The sequence below is a fragment of the Pseudomonas fluorescens genome (assembly GCF_902497785.1).
GTDB lineage: Bacteria > Pseudomonadota > Gammaproteobacteria > Pseudomonadales > Pseudomonadaceae > Aquipseudomonas > Aquipseudomonas fluorescens_BO.
Window position 1 is genome coordinate 110,689 of sequence record NZ_CABVHK010000010.1, and the last position, 17,314, is coordinate 128,002.

The following is a 17,314-nucleotide window of genomic DNA, read 5'->3' on the forward strand; positions in this document are numbered from 1 at the left end:
GGCCAAAATTGCATCCGGCGCGCTCGTCTAATCTGGCTAAGATGCAATTTGGGGGGCTTTTTATCGGATCGGGTTTCATCGGTAGCGGAGCGTTTATGCGGCTGGCCTTGGGGGCACTGTTGTTGATGAGCCTGAATGTCATGGCCGCCGCGCCATTGCGCTTTGTGGTGCCTGACAGTTGGGCGATGCCGATGGTCCAACTTGACCGTGGGCGCCCGACCCAGGGGATCTTGCATGACGTGATGGTCAGCCTGGCGACCCAGGTCGGCGTTCCGGCGCAGTTTCACGTACTGCCGCGCGCCCGCGTGCAGAGTGCCATGGAGCACGGCGAGGTCGATGTCCGCTGCTATGCCGCGCAATCGTGGGGGTCGAACCAGTCCGGGGACTATATCTGGAGCATCCCGCTCTGGACCCAGCCTGATGTGCTGATCAGCCGACCGGAACAACTGCCCGGCGCGGTGCCGGAAAATTTGTCGCGACAATCCATCGGCACGGTGCTCGGCTACAGTTACCCGACCTTGCAGCCCTTGTTCGACAGCGACCGCCTGCTCCGCGAAGACGCGCGCAACCAGGAACAAGTGCTGGAGAAACTCCTGGCCGGACGCTATCGCTACGCCGTGAGTAATCAGTGGACGCTGGACTGGTTCAATCAGCGCCTGTTACCCGAGCGGCAGCTCAAGGGAGGCGTGGTGTTGCAGGAGCAAAGTGTCGGCTGCTATGTGCGCAACGCCCCGGACGTGCCGGTGCAGCGCATATTGCGCACACTGCTGAGGATGAAAATGTCGGGGGAGATTGATGACATTATCCAGCTCTATGTCGGGGGAGATTGATGACATTATCCAGCTCTATGTCGGCAAACCCTGAACCTGTGGGAGCGGCTTTGTGGCGAGGGGATTTATCCCCGTTGGGCTGCGAAGCGGCCCCGGCAGTTCACACTAAACCGCGTGTGCGACTGCTTCGCAGCCGAACGGGGATAAATCCCCTCGCCACATAAGCCGCTCCCACATTTGATCTTCAGTCGCCTGAAAGTCTCAGGATATTTGATCGAGCACCCGCCATTGCAGCGGCGCAACGAACCCATCCACCCAACCCGCCACCTCGTCCGCCGGCATCGGGCGGGCGATGAAATAGCCTTGGGCAACGTCGCACCCCAGTTGCAGCAGCAATTCACCGTGCTCGATGCTTTCCACGCCCTCGGCAATGACTTGCCGGCCAAATGCCCGCGCCAGGCCAATGACCGCTTTGGTGAGCGCCAGGTCATCGTGGTCATGCAGAATGTCGCGGATAAACGACTTGTCGATCTTGATGGTCTGGGTGCGTAACCGCTTGAGGTAGCTCAACGACGAATAACCGGTGCCAAAGTCGCCCAAGGAAAACTGCACCCCGAGTGCCTGACACGCCTGCAGGCAGGCACTGACATGCTGGATGTTTTCGATGGCCACCGACTCGACGATTTCCAGGTCAAGCATCTGCGGCGCAACCCGGGCATGCCGGGCGAGCAAGTGCCGCAGGCGGTCGACGAAATCCGCCCGCTGAAAATGCCGGGCGGCAATGTTGACGCTGATCGGCCAGCCCTGCCCTGCTTGCTGCCAACGGTCCAACTGCAGCAACACCTGGTCCATCACCCACTCACCGATGTCGATGATCAGGTCCGTCTCTTCCACCGCCGGCAGAAAATCCCGGGCCTGCACCGTGCCGTCCTGCGGGTGCTCCCAGCGCAATAACGCCTCGAAGCCGACGACAACTGCGCGACGCATGTTCACTTTGGGCTGGAAGTACAGGCGTAACTCACCGGCGGCCAATGCCTGTCGAACCCGTTCGACGGTCTGGTGCGTGGCCTTGACCTCCCGGTCCCGGGACACGTCAAACAGTTGAAAGCGATTGCGCCCGCGCTGTTTGGCCACGTACATGGCCTGATCGGCATGCCGCAACAGGGTTTCGGCGTCTTCGTTATCGTGAGGAAACAGGGTGACACCGATGCTGGCAAAGACATTCAGGACTTTATCCTGCAGCAGGTACGGCGCGGAAATCGCGCCTAATACCCGATTCAGTGCCGCGCGCAATTCCGGCAGATCGCGCACATAACGTAACACCAGCACAAACTCGTCGCCCGCCAGCCGCGCCACCACATCCTCACCGCGAACGATGTCGCGCAGGCGTCTGGCTACCTCCACCAGCAACAGATCGCCACTGGCATGCCCGTAGCCGTCGTTGACCGCCTTGAAGCCGTCGAGGTCGAGCATGCACACCGCCAGCGGGATGTTTTCCTGCCGGGAGAACGCCAGCGCCTGATCCAGCAAATCCGACAGAAACGCGCGGTTGGGCAGCCCGGTCAGCACATCGTGGCCAACCCGCCATTGCAGGGAATGCAGCAGTTGGCGTTTTTCGCTGATGTCGAACCGAATCGCCAGGTAGCGGTGAATGCGCCCGGTGTCGTCTTCCAGCACCGGCACCAGGGTGCTCTCGACCCAATACAGGCGACCATCCTTGGTGCGATTGCAGATCTCGCCTTTCCAGACATTGCCGAGTGCGATGGTGCGCCACATCTCGGCGAAGAAGTCAGCAGAATGCAGGCCAGAGTTGATCAGCCGATGATTCTGCCCGAGCAGTTCATCACGGCTATAACCGGACACGGCGCAGAACTGGTCGTTGACGTAGGTAATCCGGCCGGTCAGATCGGTCTCGGAAAAAATCGCGGCGGCGTCCACGGCCCTGCGGTATTTCTCATCCATGAGTCAGGCTCACTGTCGCTAGCGGTGGTACCGCTCGACCAGCACAACAAGCCCGGCAGAGATGTTTTTGATCGAACTGCGCAGAGCCACTTGATCACTCCATGAACAGCCATTGATGGCCCCTTGGCAGCTGAAGATCAACTAGTCTCAAGGACCCTGACGAAGGGCAGCAACAGCCATTTCGGTAACTTTTTGCAAGGCTTCAAGCCTGCTTGAGCCCTCCGCACACCTTGTGAGGCAGCGCAGTATTGGCTCTCCCCTGTCAGCCAGACTTCAGAGAACAGGTCACCCGTTCGTCTTTTCGAACGGCAATTCTACGAAATGCATCACATTTTGCAAAGCAAGGTGATGGATCATGCGGTTGTCTAATGCAAAAATCTATCGTTAAGTTCTTGATTCTAAATGGGAATTGAGCGATGCAAATTTCAAGTTTGGGTCCAGCCATTCGGCGTTACCGCAAGGTCGCGGGGCTTACTCAGGCTGAACTTGGCGAAAAAACCGGTTTTGACCCCAAAACCATCAGCCGTTTCGAAACCGGCACCTACACCCCCAGCGTGGAAGCTCTGTTCCTGCTGGCGGATGTGCTGGGCGTGAAGCTGAAAGCCTTTTTCGCCGATTTGGGCGATGAAGACGAGCAGCGGGCGTATCTCTACGCAGTCATACATAAAGCCACCCCGAAGGATCTGGGAAAGCTGATTGCAGCGGTTGACCAGGCCTTGTCCAAGCCTTAGTGGCAGAAATAAAAAAAGGAGGCCGACCTGTCGTGGTTCGACAGGTCGGCCTCCTTTTTCATGCGCCGTTTTCTTCAATCGGAAACGACGAAAAATCCGCCCCGGACCGAATCCATGGCAGAACAACAAAACGAATATAGTGGATTGTTAACGCGAGAGAAGACTCGCGGGCGTTATGGAGGCAACCCCACCAGCCACACCCCGGCACACAATGTTCCCGCTGTGGCTGCTTCCTTCCGGATCTGACCAGGTTCACGGGTAATCGTTGCGGGGGGACCGATGGGGTCACCATAACGACGCTCACCTGACGGCGAGCCGCGCCATTGTACCTGTCTGAGACGAAGTTACAACCGTCCGCGCGGATAAAAAAATATGAGCGGCTTCAAGGACATGCGGTGCCCCGAAAAAGATCGCAGCCTGCGGCAGCGCCTACATGGATCGGCGTACATCCGTAGGAGCTGCCGCAGGCTGCGATCTTTGGACCTCACTGCGCCAGCACCTCATCCGCCCTGCCGCCCTCTTGCTGGATCACCAAATGGATGAAGTGCAACTTGGCGATCACCGCCGGCGGCAGCACGAACGGATAGAAATCCGGCTGTCCCATACTGCGCGACAGTTCGTTGAGCATGCCCGCCAATTCTATCCACGCGTTGACGAACGACAGGAACGCTTCGCCGCCGGGATGCTGCGGATCGTAGAGGGTGCTGGACGGGAACGGTTGGTAGTCAAAATCCATTTCTCGTGCGCTCATGCCGAAACCGAGGGCAGTGTCCACCGCATCCATCATGTGCAGGTAGTGCGCCCAGGTTTCCGCCCAGTCTTCCCACGGATGCATCGTTGCGTAGGCGCTGACGAAATGTTGCTGCCAGTCCAGCGGAGCGCCGTGCTGATAATGTTGATCGAGTGCTTCGGCGTAACTGGCGCGCTCGTCACCAAACAGGCTGCGAAACGGCTCCAGCCAGTGACTGTTGGCAATCAACCGATCCCAATAATAATGCCCGACCTCATGTCGAAAATGCCCAAGCAAAGTGCGATAGGGTTCGTGCATCTGCACCCGGACGTGCTCGCGGTGCGCGTCGTCGGCTTCGTTGATATCGAGGGTGATCAGGCCGTTGGCGTGGCCGGTGGTCGGTGGCTTGCCTTCGAGGTCGACGCCAATGAAGTCGAAGGCCAACCCGGACTCTTCATCCACGCTTTTGGGAATCACCTGCAAACCCAGACTCACCAGCTGCGCGACCAGGCGCCGCTTGGCGGTTTCGACCTTGCGCCAGCGCTCGTGGTTTTCGGCGATCGACAGGTCGGGAATAGTGCGATTCAAGCTACAGGCGATGCACAGCACCGCGTGATCGTCAGCCGGCAGCAGCCAGTTGCACGCAGCCGGGGATTGCAGATTGGCGCAGCGGCGCAATTCACCCGCTTCGGGATCGGCGTCGAGTAGCCAGGTGTCGGCTTGCAGCCCGGGCTGTAACGACGACAAGCGGCTCTGTTGCGGTTGATACCCCAACGCCGCAGAGCACGCCAGACACTGACTGTTGCGAAAGAACAGCGATTGCCCGCAACGGCAATGCCAGACCTTGCTGTTGCGCGAACGCTCGCCCATGAAAGGCGCGGCGATCCGAGAGCTGAGCTGTTCGAAGAAGCGGTGCATGGCGATCTCTCCCTGGGGCTTGCCAAGACTAGATCATGATGGGGCTTCGATCGTTCCCGCTTTTTGCGCTGCGGCAAAAATTGCCTTCGCGAGCAGGCTCGCTCCCACATTCGATTGCATTCTTACAGGAAGAACCCGATTAAATGTGGGAGCGAGCCTGCTCGCGAAGGGCATCACACGGAAATACCGTGCGTAGCCAGAAACCCGACAAACGCCTCTTCATCCAGCACTTTCAACCCCAGCTCATTGGCCTTGGCCAATTTCGAACCGGCACCCGGCCCGGCCACTACGCAGTGGGTCTTGGCCGACACCGAACCGGCCACCTTGGCGCCGAGGCTTTCCAGTTTGTCTTTGGCGACGTCACGGCTCATCAACTCCAGCGAGCCGGTCAGCACCCAGGTCTGCCCGGCCAGCGGCAGTCCTTCGACAACTTTTTTCTCGCTCTGCCAGTGCATGCCGAAATCGCGCAACTGTTTTTCGGCGGCTTCGGCCACTTGGCGATTCTCGGCTACCGCAAAAAACTCCCGAACCGCATTGGCCTGTTTCTCCGGCAGCGCCTGACGCATGTCCAGCCAATCAGCGTTGAATACACCTTCCAGCGACCCGAACCGCTCCGCCAGCTTTTGCGCCCCGCCCGGCCCGACCGAAGGAATGTGCAGTTTGTCGAGAAAACCGCCCAGCGTGGTGCTTGCCGCAAACTCGGCGCCCAATTCGCCCTGATCCTGAATCTGCAAGCCGTGCTTGAGTAAATCAGCGATCACCTGCCGGTTGTGCGCATCTTCAAAAAAGCTGTGAATCTCGTGAGCCACTTCAAGGCCGACATCCGGCAAGTACGTGAGCACTTGCGGCAATGCCAGTTGAACCCGCTCCAGCGAGCCGAGGGAACGTGCCAGCACCTTCGCCGTCTCTTCGCCGACATCGGGAATCCCGAGGGCGTAGATAAAGCGCGCCAGGCTCGGCTTCTTGCTGTCCTCGATAGCGCTGAGCAGCTTCTTGCTCGACAACTCGGCAAACCCTTCGAGGTCGACAATGTCGTCAAACTTCAGTGCGTACAGATCGGCCGGGGAATTCACCAGGCCTTCATCGACCAGTTGCTCGACGCTCTTGTCGCCCAGGCCTTCGATGTCCATCGCGCGCCGGGAAACAAAGTGAATGATCGCCTGCTTGAGCTGCGCACCGCAGGCCAGGCGACCGACGCAGCGATACACCGCGCCTTCACTGACGGTCTCGCGCCCTTTGCTGCGCTTGACCAGTTGAGTGCGCTCGACATGCGAGCCGCAGACCGGGCATTGCTCGGGGATATGCACAGGCCGCGCGTTTTCCGGACGGCGCTCGAGAACCACCTGCACCACTTGCGGAATCACATCACCGGCACGCCTGATGATCACCGTGTCGCCGATCATCAGGCCCAGCCGCGCAACCTCGTCCATGTTGTGCAGGGTCGCATTGGCCACGGTGACGCCAGCCACTTTGACCGGTTTCAAGCGGGCCACCGGCGTCACGGCACCGGTGCGGCCGACCTGGAACTCCACGTCGAGCAGCTCGGTGAGTTCTTCCATGGCCGGGAATTTATGCGCGATTGCCCAACGCGGTTCGCGAGCGCGGAAACCCAGTTCACGCTGGGCGGCGATGCTGTTGACCTTGAACACCACGCCATCGATTTCATAAGCCAGGCCGTTGCGGCGCTCACCGATGTCGCGGTAGTAATCCAGGCATTCATCGATGCCGTGCGCCAGTTTCAGCTCGCGACTGATCGGCATGCCCCACGCCTGCAACTGTTGCAGATTGCCAATGTGCGTGTCAGCGATGTCCGCGGAAATCTGGCCGATACCGTAGCAACAGAATTCCAGTGGCCGGTTGGCGGTGATCTTCGAATCCAGCTGGCGCAAACTGCCCGCCGCCGCGTTGCGCGGGTTGGCGAATGTCTTGCCACCGACTTCCAGTTGCGTGGCGTTGAGGCGCTCGAAACCGGCCTTGGACATGAACACTTCGCCGCGCACTTCGAGGGTCGCCGGCCAGCCGCTGCCTTGCAGCTTGAGCGGGATGTTGCGCACGGTGCGCACGTTGACACTGATGTCTTCGCCGGTGGTGCCGTCGCCGCGTGTCGCGCCGCGCACCAACACACCGTCCTGATAAAGCAGGCTGACCGCCAGGCCATCGAGCTTTGGTTCGCAGCTGTACTCCACCGCCGCGCCAGCGCCGAACAAGTCGCCGGCCGGCAGGTCCAGACCTTCGGTGACTCGACGATCGAACTCGCGCATGTCGGTTTCTTCGAAGGCGTTGCCGAGGCTGAGCATCGGCACTTCGTGGCGAACCTGGGTGAACGCCGACAGCGCCGCACTGCCGACGCGCTGGGTTGGCGAGTCGCTGGTGATAAGGTCAGGGTGGTCCGCTTCGAGCGCCTTGAGTTCATGAAACAAGCGGTCGTATTCAGCGTCCGGAATGCTCGGCTCGTCCAGCACGTGATAACGGTAGTTGTGCTGATCCAGCTCAGCGCGCAGCTCTAGAATGCGGTTTTTGGCGGCGGTCATGGGTGTTCTCTCATAAAGCAAAAGAGCAGCCGAGGCTGCTCAATCTGATTTCATCAAGATCAAAAGATCGCAGCCTCGTTTCACTCGACAGCTCCTGCACAGCGCCTACAAAAAATCGCGATACCGTAGGAGCTGTCGAGTGAAACGAGGCTGCGATCCGTTGACCTTAGCGCTTCTGGGTCAATGCGCGACGTTCGAATTCAACGATGCGCTGACGATAGTGCTCAATCGTCTGGGCAGTCAGTACGCTGCGTTGATCGTCTTTCAGTTCGCCGTTCAGCTCCTGGGACAATTTACGCGCCGCCGCCACCATCACGTCGAAGGCCTGCTTCGGATGACGCGGGCCCGGCAGGCCGAGGAAGAAGCTCACCGCCGGCGTGCTGAAGTGGTCGATGTCGTCCAGATCGAAGACACCCGGCTTGACCGCATTGGCCATGGAAAACAGGACTTCGCCATTGCCGGCCATGCTTTCGTGGCGGTGGAAAATATCCATCTCGCCAAAACGCAGGCCGCTTTCCAGAATGTTCTGCAACAGCGCCGGGCCTTTGAAGCCAGCGGCGTCGCGGCAGATCACGCTGATCACCAATACTTCTTCGGCTTGCGGTTGTTCTTTTTCGCTGACCGAAGGCGAGGCCTTGGTGTCATCCGGGAAATCGTCGTCACGGCTGTTGAAGCTCGGGCCGCCGTCCAGGTCCAGGCTGAGGTTCATATCGCCCTGGGAAGGCTCGCCATGGCCACGCTTGCCACGCTTGGAACCCGACTCACGGGCTTCACGGGCCGGCATGCTCACCGACGGCAGATCGTGCTCGTCCAGTTGCGGTTCCTTGTGATTATCCAATACGCGCGGCGGGCCCAATAGCTCGGCACCGGCGTCTTCGTCCGGCAAATTGGACAGACTTCGGTCAAGACGGAATTTCAGTTTTCCCTTGCCGCCGCGCATGCGACGCCAGCCATCGAAAAGAATACCGGCAATGACAATAATGCCGATGACGATCAGCCACTCGCGCAGACCGATTTCCATGTAATCCCGTGCCTCTATAAAAAATGCTGAAAAATAAGGGGTTTACAACTCGCAAACCGCTTTAAAACGTGGCGCCAACTCTATGTTCTGACAGGCGTTTTGCCCACGTATACGAAAAATTGACATTAAACTAGCACGACCAAAGGCAACTTTACACCGTCTGTCACAATGGCTTGCGCGAATATGTCGTGGGGCCAGCCAATAGAGACAGGTAAAAAAGTCCTACCGACTAAAAATACTTGCCCTACTAATGCCCCCTCACGCATCCACCATCGCCATTGCCTCCTCGACATCCACTGCCACCAGACGCGAGCATCCCGGTTCATGCATCGTCACCCCCATCAGTTGATCGGCCATTTCCATGGCGATCTTGTTATGGGTGATGTAGATGAACTGCACCGTCTCGGACATCTCTTTGACCAGCCGTGCGTAGCGTCCAACGTTAGCGTCATCCAGGGGTGCGTCCACTTCGTCGAGCATGCAGAACGGCGCCGGATTCAACTTGAAGATCGCAAAAACCAGGGCCAGTGCGGTCAGGGCTTTTTCGCCACCCGAGAGCAAATGGATGGTGCTGTTCTTCTTTCCGGGCGGCTGCGCCATGATCGTCACCCCTGTATCGAGTAGATCTTCGCCCGTCAGTTCCAAATAGGCGCGGCCGCCACCGAAAACTTTTGGGAAAAGCGCCTGTAATCCGCCATTGATCTGATCAAAGGTATCTTTGAAGCGGTTGCGGGTTTCCTTGTCGATCTTGCGGATCACGTTTTCAAGAGTGTCCAGCGCTTCCACCAGATCGTCGTTCTGTGCATCCAGATAACGTTTACGCTCGGATTGTTGCTGGTATTCGTCGATGGCTGCGAGGTTGATCGCACCGAGTCGCGCAATGCGCGCGGCAATGCGTTCGAGTTCTTCTTCGGCGTCCTTCTCGTTAGCCTCAGTGGTCAGCGTGGCGAGCACGCCGTGCAGGTCGTAACCGTCTTCCAGCAATTGGTCTTCGAGGGCCTTGCGGCGAACGGTCAGGGCTTGCCATTCCATGCGCTGCGTTTCCATCTGGCCACGAATCAACTGCGATTGCTGCTCGGCCTGGTTGCGGCGTTTCTCGGCGTCGCGCAGCTCACGGTCGGCGTCTTCCAATGCTATCTGCGCGGTTTTGAGTTCTACGTCGACGGTCATGCGCTTGTCGAGCAACTCTTCGAGTTTGAGGCGCAGCTCTTCCAGCGGCGCCTCGCCCTCCTCCAGATTGAGGCTCAATTGTTCGCGTTTTTCGGTCAGGCGCTCGGACTGCATTTCCAGCCGTTCCAGCGCCTGACGCGTCGAGTCGTGTTGTGCCTTCAACGACCCCAGACGCACCGCCAGCTGATGCGCGTGATCCTTGTGCTGCCGCGCCTCCTGACGCACGCGATCCAGTCGCTCGCGCAGGCTGTCGCGCTGGGCCAGCAGTAACTCGCGCTGCTCGGTGTCCAGCGCCATGGCATCCAGAGCGTCTTGCAATCGCAGACGCGCTTCGCCGATGTTTTCGTGCTCCTGCGCGCGCTGTTCGGCGAGTTCGGTGAGCTCCTCATCGAGCCGCTTACGGCGCAACGTCAGCTGCTCGACCTTGGCTTTACCGGCAGACAATTGAGCTTTGAGTTCACCTTGCTGGCGCGCTTCGTCCTGGAGCAATCGGCGCAGATGTTCGCGACCGTTTTCCTGCTGGCGCTGTTGCGCCCTGAGGTTCTGCAGTTGGGTTTCCAGGGTGTCGACCGTGGCCTCGCGCTCCTCGCGCTCGAGGCTCAGACGCTGGATTTCCTGCCCGCGAGCCAGCACGCCGCTTTCGGCTTCGCTGGCGCGACGCACGCGTAAAAAGTGCCGACCGACCCAGTAACCGTCGCGGCTGATCAGGCTCTCGTCGGCGCTCAATTGCCCACGCAGGGCCAGGGCCTGCTCGAGGCTTTCAACCGGTTTGACCCGGCCCAGCCACGGCGACAGATCGATCTGCGCCTCGACTTTATCGAGCAAACTGCCGGGCACCCGCACGCCATCGCTGGCCGGGCTGAGCAAACGCAAATCGCCCTGGGCAAAACCGGCCAGGTCGAAATCGCCGAAGTCATCCACCAGCACCGCTTGCAGGTCGGCACCGAGTACGGTTTCCACCGCCAGCTCCCAACCCGCTTCAACCTTCAGGCCTTCGGCCAGACGCGGACGGTCGGCCAAATGTTGCTCGCGCAGCCATTCAGCCGTGCCGGTGCCTGGATCCAGCGCAGCCTGCTGCAAGGCTTCCAGCGAGGCGAGGCGGCCGTTGAGGCGCTGCAAATCGCCCTGCGCCGTTTGTTGGCTGTGCAGCGCCGATTGCAATTCCTGCCGCAGTTGCTCAAGGCGTTCAACCTGCGCTTCTTCGCTGGCCTGAAGGTCTTCAAGCGTGGCCTCGGACGCGGCCAGCTGCTCGCTGAGTTCCATGATCGCCGCGTCTTCCGGGTCCGCCGAGAGCAAGGCGCGCTCTTCGCCAAGGCGTTTCTGGCGATCGGCAAGACGCTCCATGCTGGTTTCCAGCTGCTGGATCCGCGACTGCTGCACTTCGGATTGGCGACGCGGCTCGGCGGCAGTCAGGTTGAACGTGTCCCACTGCTCCTGCCAGGCGTGCATGGTGGTTTCGGATTCTTCCAGCGCGGCGGCGGCTTCTTCGGCGGCGGCGCTGGTGATTTCCTGTTCCGGCGTGAGCATGTCCAGCTCTTCGCCGAGGGTTTGCAGCAACGTGCGGTCGAGGCCCAGGTGCGACTCGGTTTCCAGGCGCGCGCGCTCGGCTTCCTTCAGATCATCTTGTAATTGGCGCAAACGCTGCTGACCGTGCTGGATGCTCTGCTCGACCCGGGCGATGTCGCCCCCGACCGAATAGAAGCGCCCCTGCACCAGATTGAAGCGTTCGGACAGGTCATGGTGGCCGTCACGCAAGCGTTCGATGCTTGCGTCGGCGTTGCGCTGCTCAGCGACCAACGCTTCGAAAGTGACTTCCTGATTGCCGATGACCGCTTCGCGCTGCCCGACCTGCTCATTCAACGCCTGCCAGCGCAGGGCCGACAGTTGGGCCCTGAGCTGACGCTCCTCGCCTTTGTATTCCTGATACTTCTTGGCCGCCTCGGCCTGACGGTGCAAGCGTTCAAGCTGACGCTCGAGCTCTTCGCGCAAGTCGGTGAGGCGGGCGAGGTTTTCGTGGGTGCGGCGGATGCGGTTTTCGGTCTCGCGCCGACGCTCCTTGTATTTGGAGATGCCTGCCGCTTCTTCGATAAAATTGCGCAAGTCTTCGGGCTTGGACTCGATCAGCTTGGAGATCATCCCCTGCTCGATGATCGAGTAGCTGCGCGGGCCGAGGCCGGTACCAAGGAAGATGTCGGTGATATCGCGGCGTCGGCATTTGGTGCCGTTGAGGTAATAGGTGGTTTGGCTGTCGCGGGTCACTTTGCGGCGAATGGAGATTTCCGCATACGCGGCGTATTCGCCGAGCAAGGTGCCGTCGGAATTGTCGAACACCAGCTCGATGCTGGCCTGGCTCACCGGTTTACGGCTGGTCGAACCGTTGAAGATGACGTCGGTCATCGACTCGCCGCGCAAGTTCTTGGCCGAGCTTTCGCCCATCACCCAGCGCACGGCGTCGATGATGTTCGACTTGCCGCAACCATTGGGCCCGACCACTGCCGCCATGTTACTGGGGAAGTTCACCGTGGTTGGATCGACGAAGGATTTGAACCCCGCCAGCTTGATGCACTTGAGCCGCACCCTTATGCGTCCGTCAGGGCAGAAACCACCAGGTCGCAACTGCGCTGGGCGTAGGCCGTCAGCACGATGCGAATCTGCGGAAAATCACGGGCCAGTACGGCGGCGAGCAAGCGTTCGAACAGTTCGAGGAACTCGCTCATCGAGGCCTTGCGCTGGTCGAGGGCGAGAAAATACGCGCGGCTCATGGCCGGCTGCAGATTCTCGACGGTTTCCTGCAAGTACGGGTTATTGGCGAACGGGTACGCGGCGCGCATCACATTGAAGCTGTCGTCGACAAAGGTGCGGATGTCCTGACGCTCGTAGCTGGCGGTCAGGCGCTGCTGGATCTGCACGAACGGCGCCATGTCGGCCTGCACTTGCCAGCCGCTGGCCACGGCGTTGCCGAGCAAAATATACAACTCGCTCATCAGCGTGCACAGGCTCTGCACCTTGTGCGCGGTGAGCTCGGTGACATGAGCACCGCGGCGCGGCAGGATCGCGATCAGGTGCCGACGCTCGAGAATCAGCAAGGCTTCGCGAACCGAGCCGCGGCTGACATTGAGGGCCAGCGTGACCTTCTGTTCCTGGATGCGCTCCCCCGGCTTCATTTCGCCACGGATGATGCGTTCGGCGAGGTGGTGAGCAATTTGCTCGGCGAGGCTGTCCGGCGCCTTGAACGTCATGGTTGTCCCTTCAAACTCTTCGATCTGCACAAGCGGCGCAGTGTAGCGCACATGAAGGGTCATGGCGGAGTGCCCACTCAGCGGTTTTTGGCACGAATCCCGCAAAAAAGCAGGCTATCCCGAGAGGGTCAATACTGTAGGAACGTGTTGTTGATCGACAAAATGCTATTTCCTGACCTTTAAGTCAGAAAATCATTGACCGAAAAGTCAGACCTGATAAATTCGGTCCCAGTCGCTTAACAACAATAATGAGTCTGCGAGGCCTTCCGTGATCCAGTTTTTATTAAACCAGGAACTCCGTAGCGAGCACGCCCTGGACCCGAACCTGACCGTGCTCAACTATCTGCGCGACCATGTGGGCAAACCCGGCACCAAAGAAGGCTGCGCCAGCGGTGACTGCGGCGCGTGCACCGTGGTGGTCGGCGAGTTGCAAACGGCGGACGATGGCCGCGAGCACATCCGCTATCGCAGCCTCAATTCGTGCCTGACGTTTGTGTCGTCGCTGCACGGCAAACAACTGATCAGCGTCGAAGACCTCAAGCATCAGGGCGAACTGCACAGCGTGCAGAAAGCCATGGTCGAGTGCCACGGCTCGCAGTGCGGTTTCTGCACGCCCGGCTTCGTCATGTCGCTGTTCGCCCTGCAAAAGAACAGCGATCAACCGGACTCGCACAAAGCGCACGAAGCGCTGGCCGGCAACCTCTGCCGCTGCACTGGCTATCGGCCGATTCTGCAAGCCGCCGAGCAGTCCTGCTGCGGCCAGCAACCGGATCAATTCGATGCGCGCGAAGCGGACACCATTGCCCGCCTCAAAGCCATCGCCCCCACCGACATTGGCGAACTCAACAGTGGCGACAAACGTTGCCTGGTGCCGCTGACGGTCGCCGATCTGGCCGACCTCTACGACGCTTATCCACAAGCGCGGCTGCTGGCCGGCGGTACCGACCTGGCGCTGGAAGTCACGCAGTTCCACCGCACCTTGCCGGTGATGATTTACGTTGGCAACGTCGCCGAGATGAAGCGCATCGAACGCTTCGATGATCGCCTGGAAATCGGCGCCGCCACCGCCCTTTCCGATTGTTACGAAGCCTTGAAGGCCGAGTACCCGGACTTCGGCGAATTGCTGCAACGCTTCGCCTCGTTGCAGATCCGCAACCAGGGCACCCTCGGCGGCAACATCGGCAACGCCTCGCCCATCGGCGACTCACCGCCGCTGCTGATTGCCCTCGGCGCGCAGATCGTTTTGTGCAAGGGCGAGACCCGCCGCACCCTGGCGCTGGAAGATTACTTCATCGACTACCGCGTCACCGCGCGTCAGGAAAGCGAGTTCATCGAGAAGATCATCGTGCCGCGTGCCAGCGTCGAACAGCTGTTCCGCGCCTACAAGGTTTCCAAGCGTCTGGACGATGATATTTCCGCGGTGTGCGCGGCGTTCAATCTGCGCATCGACACCGGCGTGATCGCCGACGCACGCATTGCCTTCGGAGGCATGGCGGCGATTCCGAAACGCGCCAGCCGTTGTGAAGCCGCCCTGCTTGGAGCGCCCTTCAACCACGACACCGTCGAACGCGCCTGCGCCGCACTGGCCGAAGATTTCACGCCGCTCTCGGACTTCCGCGCGAGCAAGGAATATCGCCTGCTCAGCGCACAGAACCTGCTGCGCAAATACTTCATCGAACTGCAAACGCCGCACATCGAGACTCGGGTGACTGCTTATGTCTAATCATCACGCTGTAGAGAAGACCCAAGCCGAACTGGCTGAACTGTTCGCCAAGGACCTGACCTCCGGTGTCGGCCGCAGCGTCAAGCATGACAGCGCCGCCAAGCACGTGTCCGGCGAAGCGCAGTACATTGATGACCGTCTGGAATTCCCTAACCAGTTGCACGTTTATGCACGGCTGTCGGACCGCGCCCACGCGAAAATCATCAGCATCGACACCCGGCCCTGCTACGCCTTCGAAGGCGTGCGCATCGCCATCACCCATGCGGACGTGCCGGGGCTGAAAGACATCGGGCCGCTGCTGCCGGGTGATCCGTTGCTGGCGATTGATGACGTGCAGTTCGTCGGGCAACCGGTGCTCGCCGTCGCTGCGAAAGATCTGGAAACCGCACGCAAAGCGGCGATGGCTGCGATCATCGAATACGAAGATCTTGAGCCGGTGCTCGACGTGGTCGAAGCCTTGCGCAAACGCCATTTCGTGCTCGACAGCCACACCCATCAGCGCGGCGATTCGGCGACTGCCCTGGCCACCGCTGAGCATCGGATTCAAGGCACGCTGCACATCGGCGGCCAGGAACACTTCTACCTCGAAACCCAGATCTCTTCGGTAATGCCGACGGAAGACGGTGGGATGATCGTCTACTGCTCGACGCAGAACCCGACCGAAGTGCAAAAACTCGTCGCCGAAGTGCTCGACGTGTCGATGAACAAAATCGTCGTCGACATGCGCCGCATGGGCGGTGGTTTCGGTGGCAAGGAAACCCAGGCCGCCAGCCCGGCGTGCCTGTGCGCGGTGATCGCGCACCTCACCGGCCAGCCAACCAAGATGCGCCTGCCGCGCGTCGAAGACATGCTGATGACCGGCAAGCGTCACCCGTTCTACGTCGAGTACGACGTCGGTTTCGACAGCACCGGCCGCTTGCACGGCATCGCCCTCGAACTGGCCGGCAACTGCGGATGCTCGCCTGACTTGTCGGCTTCTATCGTCGACCGCGCGATGTTCCACGCCGACAATTCGTACTACCTCGGCGACGCGACGATCAATGGTCACCGCTGCAAGACCAACACCGCGTCGAACACCGCTTACCGGGGTTTCGGCGGCCCGCAAGGAATGGTCGCGATCGAAGAAGTGATGGACGCGATTGCCCGGCACCTGGCCCTCGATCCGTTGGCGGTGCGCAAGGCCAACTACTACGGCAAGACCGAACGCAACGTCACCCACTACTACCAGACCGTCGAGCACAACATGCTCGAGGAAATGACCGCCGAACTGGAAGAAAGCAGCCAGTACGCCGAACGCCGCGAAGCGATCCGTCGCTACAACGCCAACAGCCCGATCCTGAAAAAAGGCCTGGCGCTGACGCCGGTGAAGTTCGGTATTTCCTTCACTGCCAGCTTCCTCAACCAGGCCGGTGCGCTGATCCACGTCTACACCGATGGCAGTATCCACCTGAACCACGGTGGCACCGAAATGGGCCAGGGTTTGAACACCAAAGTCGCGCAGGTCGTGGCTGAAGTGTTCCAGGTGGAAATGGACCGCGTGCAGATCACCGCGACCAACACCGACAAGGTGCCGAACACCTCGCCGACGGCAGCCTCCAGTGGCGCCGACCTCAACGGTAAAGCTGCGCAAAACGCGGCTGAAATCATCAAGCAACGCTTGGTCGAATTCGCTGCACGACACTACAAGGTCAGCGAAGAAGACGTGGAGTTTCACAACGGCCATGTGCGGATTCGCGATCACATCGTGACGTTTGAAGCGTTGATCCAGCAGGCCTATTTCGCTCAGGTGTCGCTGTCGAGCACCGGGTTCTACAAGACCCCGAAAATCTTCTACGACCGCAGTCAGGCACGCGGTCGGCCGTTCTACTACTTCGCCTTCGGCGCAGCGTGCTGCGAGGTGATCGTCGACACCCTGACCGGCGAATACAAAATGCTGCGCACCGACATTCTTCATGACGTCGGCGCGTCTCTGAATCCGGCCATCGACATCGGCCAGGTCGAGGGCGGTTTCATTCAGGGCATGGGCTGGTTGACCATGGAAGAGCTGGTGTGGAATGCCAAGGGCAAGCTGATGACCAACGGCCCGGCGAGCTACAAGATCCCGGCCGTGGCGGACATGCCATTGGACTTGCGAGTGAAGCTGGTGGAAAACCGCAAGAACCCGGAAGACACGGTGTTCCATTCCAAGGCGGTGGGTGAACCGCCGTTCATGCTCGGCATCGCCTCGTGGTGCGCGATCAAGGACGCCGTGGCGAGTCTGGGCGATTACAAACATCAACCGAACATCGATGCGCCGGCAACACCGGAGCGGGTGTTGTGGGGCTGCGAACAGATGCGGCAGTTGAAGGCGGCGAAGGCTGTTGAAGCTGAAACCGAGTTGGCTTCGCTTTAAGACCGAGGCGCGGCCATCGCTGGCAAGCCAGCTCCCACAGGATTTGTGTGAAACCAGATTTTGTGGACACCACAAAACACTGTGGGAGCTGGCTTGCCAGCGAAGAGGCCCGGACAGACAACACTGA

10 protein-coding genes and 1 other RNA gene are annotated in these 17,314 nt (G+C 60.0%); 4 read left to right on the forward strand and 7 right to left on the reverse strand.

The features are described 5' to 3' along the window. The first annotated feature begins 95 nt into the window (after positions 1-95). A complete protein-coding gene (locus F8N62_RS16500) occupies positions 96-830 on the forward strand; it encodes a substrate-binding periplasmic protein (RefSeq protein ID WP_150711666.1) in 735 nt (244 codons plus the stop codon). Positions 831-1,031: 201 nt separating this feature from the next. Here F8N62_RS16500 and F8N62_RS16505 read toward each other — a convergent pair whose 3' ends face one another. After that, complete coding sequence (locus F8N62_RS16505) at positions 1,032-2,732, reverse strand: putative bifunctional diguanylate cyclase/phosphodiesterase (RefSeq protein ID WP_150711667.1); 1,701 nt, start codon at positions 2,730-2,732, stop codon at positions 1,032-1,034. Between the two features lie 416 nt (positions 2,733-3,148). Between F8N62_RS16505 and F8N62_RS16510 the strand changes: the two genes are divergently transcribed. Next, on the forward strand, positions 3,149-3,463 hold the full coding sequence (locus F8N62_RS16510) for a helix-turn-helix domain-containing protein (RefSeq protein ID WP_150711668.1): 315 nt from the start codon (positions 3,149-3,151) through the stop codon (positions 3,461-3,463). 185 nt (positions 3,464-3,648) lie between these two features. On the opposite strand, the gene ffs is transcribed toward F8N62_RS16510, so the two are convergent. From ffs to F8N62_RS16540, 6 genes are all read right to left on the reverse strand, one after another. Then, positions 3,649-3,745, reverse strand: an RNA gene (ffs, locus tag F8N62_RS16515) — signal recognition particle sRNA small type. Between the two features lie 202 nt (positions 3,746-3,947). Beyond that, positions 3,948-5,111: a putative zinc-binding metallopeptidase gene (locus tag F8N62_RS16520; protein WP_150711669.1), complete on the reverse strand. Its 1,164-nt coding sequence runs from the start codon at positions 5,109-5,111 to the stop codon at positions 3,948-3,950. Positions 5,112-5,284: 173 nt separating this feature from the next. Continuing rightward, positions 5,285-7,642 carry an NAD-dependent DNA ligase LigA gene (gene ligA, locus F8N62_RS16525; RefSeq protein WP_150711670.1) on the reverse strand — a complete coding sequence of 786 codons (2,358 nt, stop codon included), beginning with the start codon at positions 7,640-7,642 and terminating at the stop codon, positions 5,285-5,287. Positions 7,643-7,808: 166 nt separating this feature from the next. Beyond that, entirely contained in the window at positions 7,809-8,663 is an 855-nt protein-coding gene (gene zipA / locus F8N62_RS16530; protein WP_150711671.1) for a cell division protein ZipA, read from the reverse strand. 258 nt (positions 8,664-8,921) lie between these two features. Then, entirely contained in the window at positions 8,922-12,410 is a 3,489-nt protein-coding gene (gene smc, locus F8N62_RS16535) for a chromosome segregation protein SMC (RefSeq protein WP_150711672.1), read from the reverse strand. 2 nt (positions 12,411-12,412) lie between these two features. Further along, positions 12,413-13,072, reverse strand: a complete 660-nt coding sequence (locus F8N62_RS16540) for a GntR family transcriptional regulator (RefSeq protein ID WP_150711783.1) — start codon at positions 13,070-13,072, stop codon at positions 12,413-12,415. 268 nt (positions 13,073-13,340) lie between these two features. Between F8N62_RS16540 and xdhA the strand changes: the two genes are divergently transcribed. Together xdhA and xdhB are read left to right on the forward strand one after the other, a co-directional pair. Then, positions 13,341-14,795: a xanthine dehydrogenase small subunit gene (gene xdhA / locus F8N62_RS16545; protein WP_150711673.1), complete on the forward strand. Its 1,455-nt coding sequence runs from the start codon at positions 13,341-13,343 to the stop codon at positions 14,793-14,795. Beyond that, a complete protein-coding gene (gene xdhB, locus F8N62_RS16550; RefSeq protein ID WP_150711674.1) occupies positions 14,788-17,187 on the forward strand; it encodes a xanthine dehydrogenase molybdopterin binding subunit in 2,400 nt (799 codons plus the stop codon). The genes xdhA and xdhB overlap by 8 nt, the downstream gene beginning before the upstream one ends. Positions 17,188-17,314: the final 127 nt, after the last annotated feature.

Coding starts and splice junctions, on each gene's coding strand:
- F8N62_RS16520 (WP_150711669.1), bottom strand. CDS start 5,111: ATGCACCGCTTCTTCGAACAGCTCAGCTCTCGGATCGCCGCGCCTTTC.
- F8N62_RS16540 (WP_150711783.1), bottom strand. CDS start 13,072: ATGACGTTCAAGGCGCCGGACAGCCTCGCCGAGCAAATTGCTCACCAC.
- ligA (WP_150711670.1), bottom strand. CDS start 7,642: ATGACCGCCGCCAAAAACCGCATTCTAGAGCTGCGCGCTGAGCTGGAT.
- F8N62_RS16505 (WP_150711667.1), bottom strand. CDS start 2,732: ATGGATGAGAAATACCGCAGGGCCGTGGACGCCGCCGCGATTTTTTCC.
- F8N62_RS16500 (WP_150711666.1), top strand. CDS start 96: ATGCGGCTGGCCTTGGGGGCACTGTTGTTGATGAGCCTGAATGTCATG.
- F8N62_RS16510 (WP_150711668.1), top strand. CDS start 3,149: ATGCAAATTTCAAGTTTGGGTCCAGCCATTCGGCGTTACCGCAAGGTC.
- zipA (WP_150711671.1), bottom strand. CDS start 8,663: ATGGAAATCGGTCTGCGCGAGTGGCTGATCGTCATCGGCATTATTGTC.
- xdhB (WP_150711674.1), top strand. CDS start 14,788: ATGTCTAATCATCACGCTGTAGAGAAGACCCAAGCCGAACTGGCTGAA.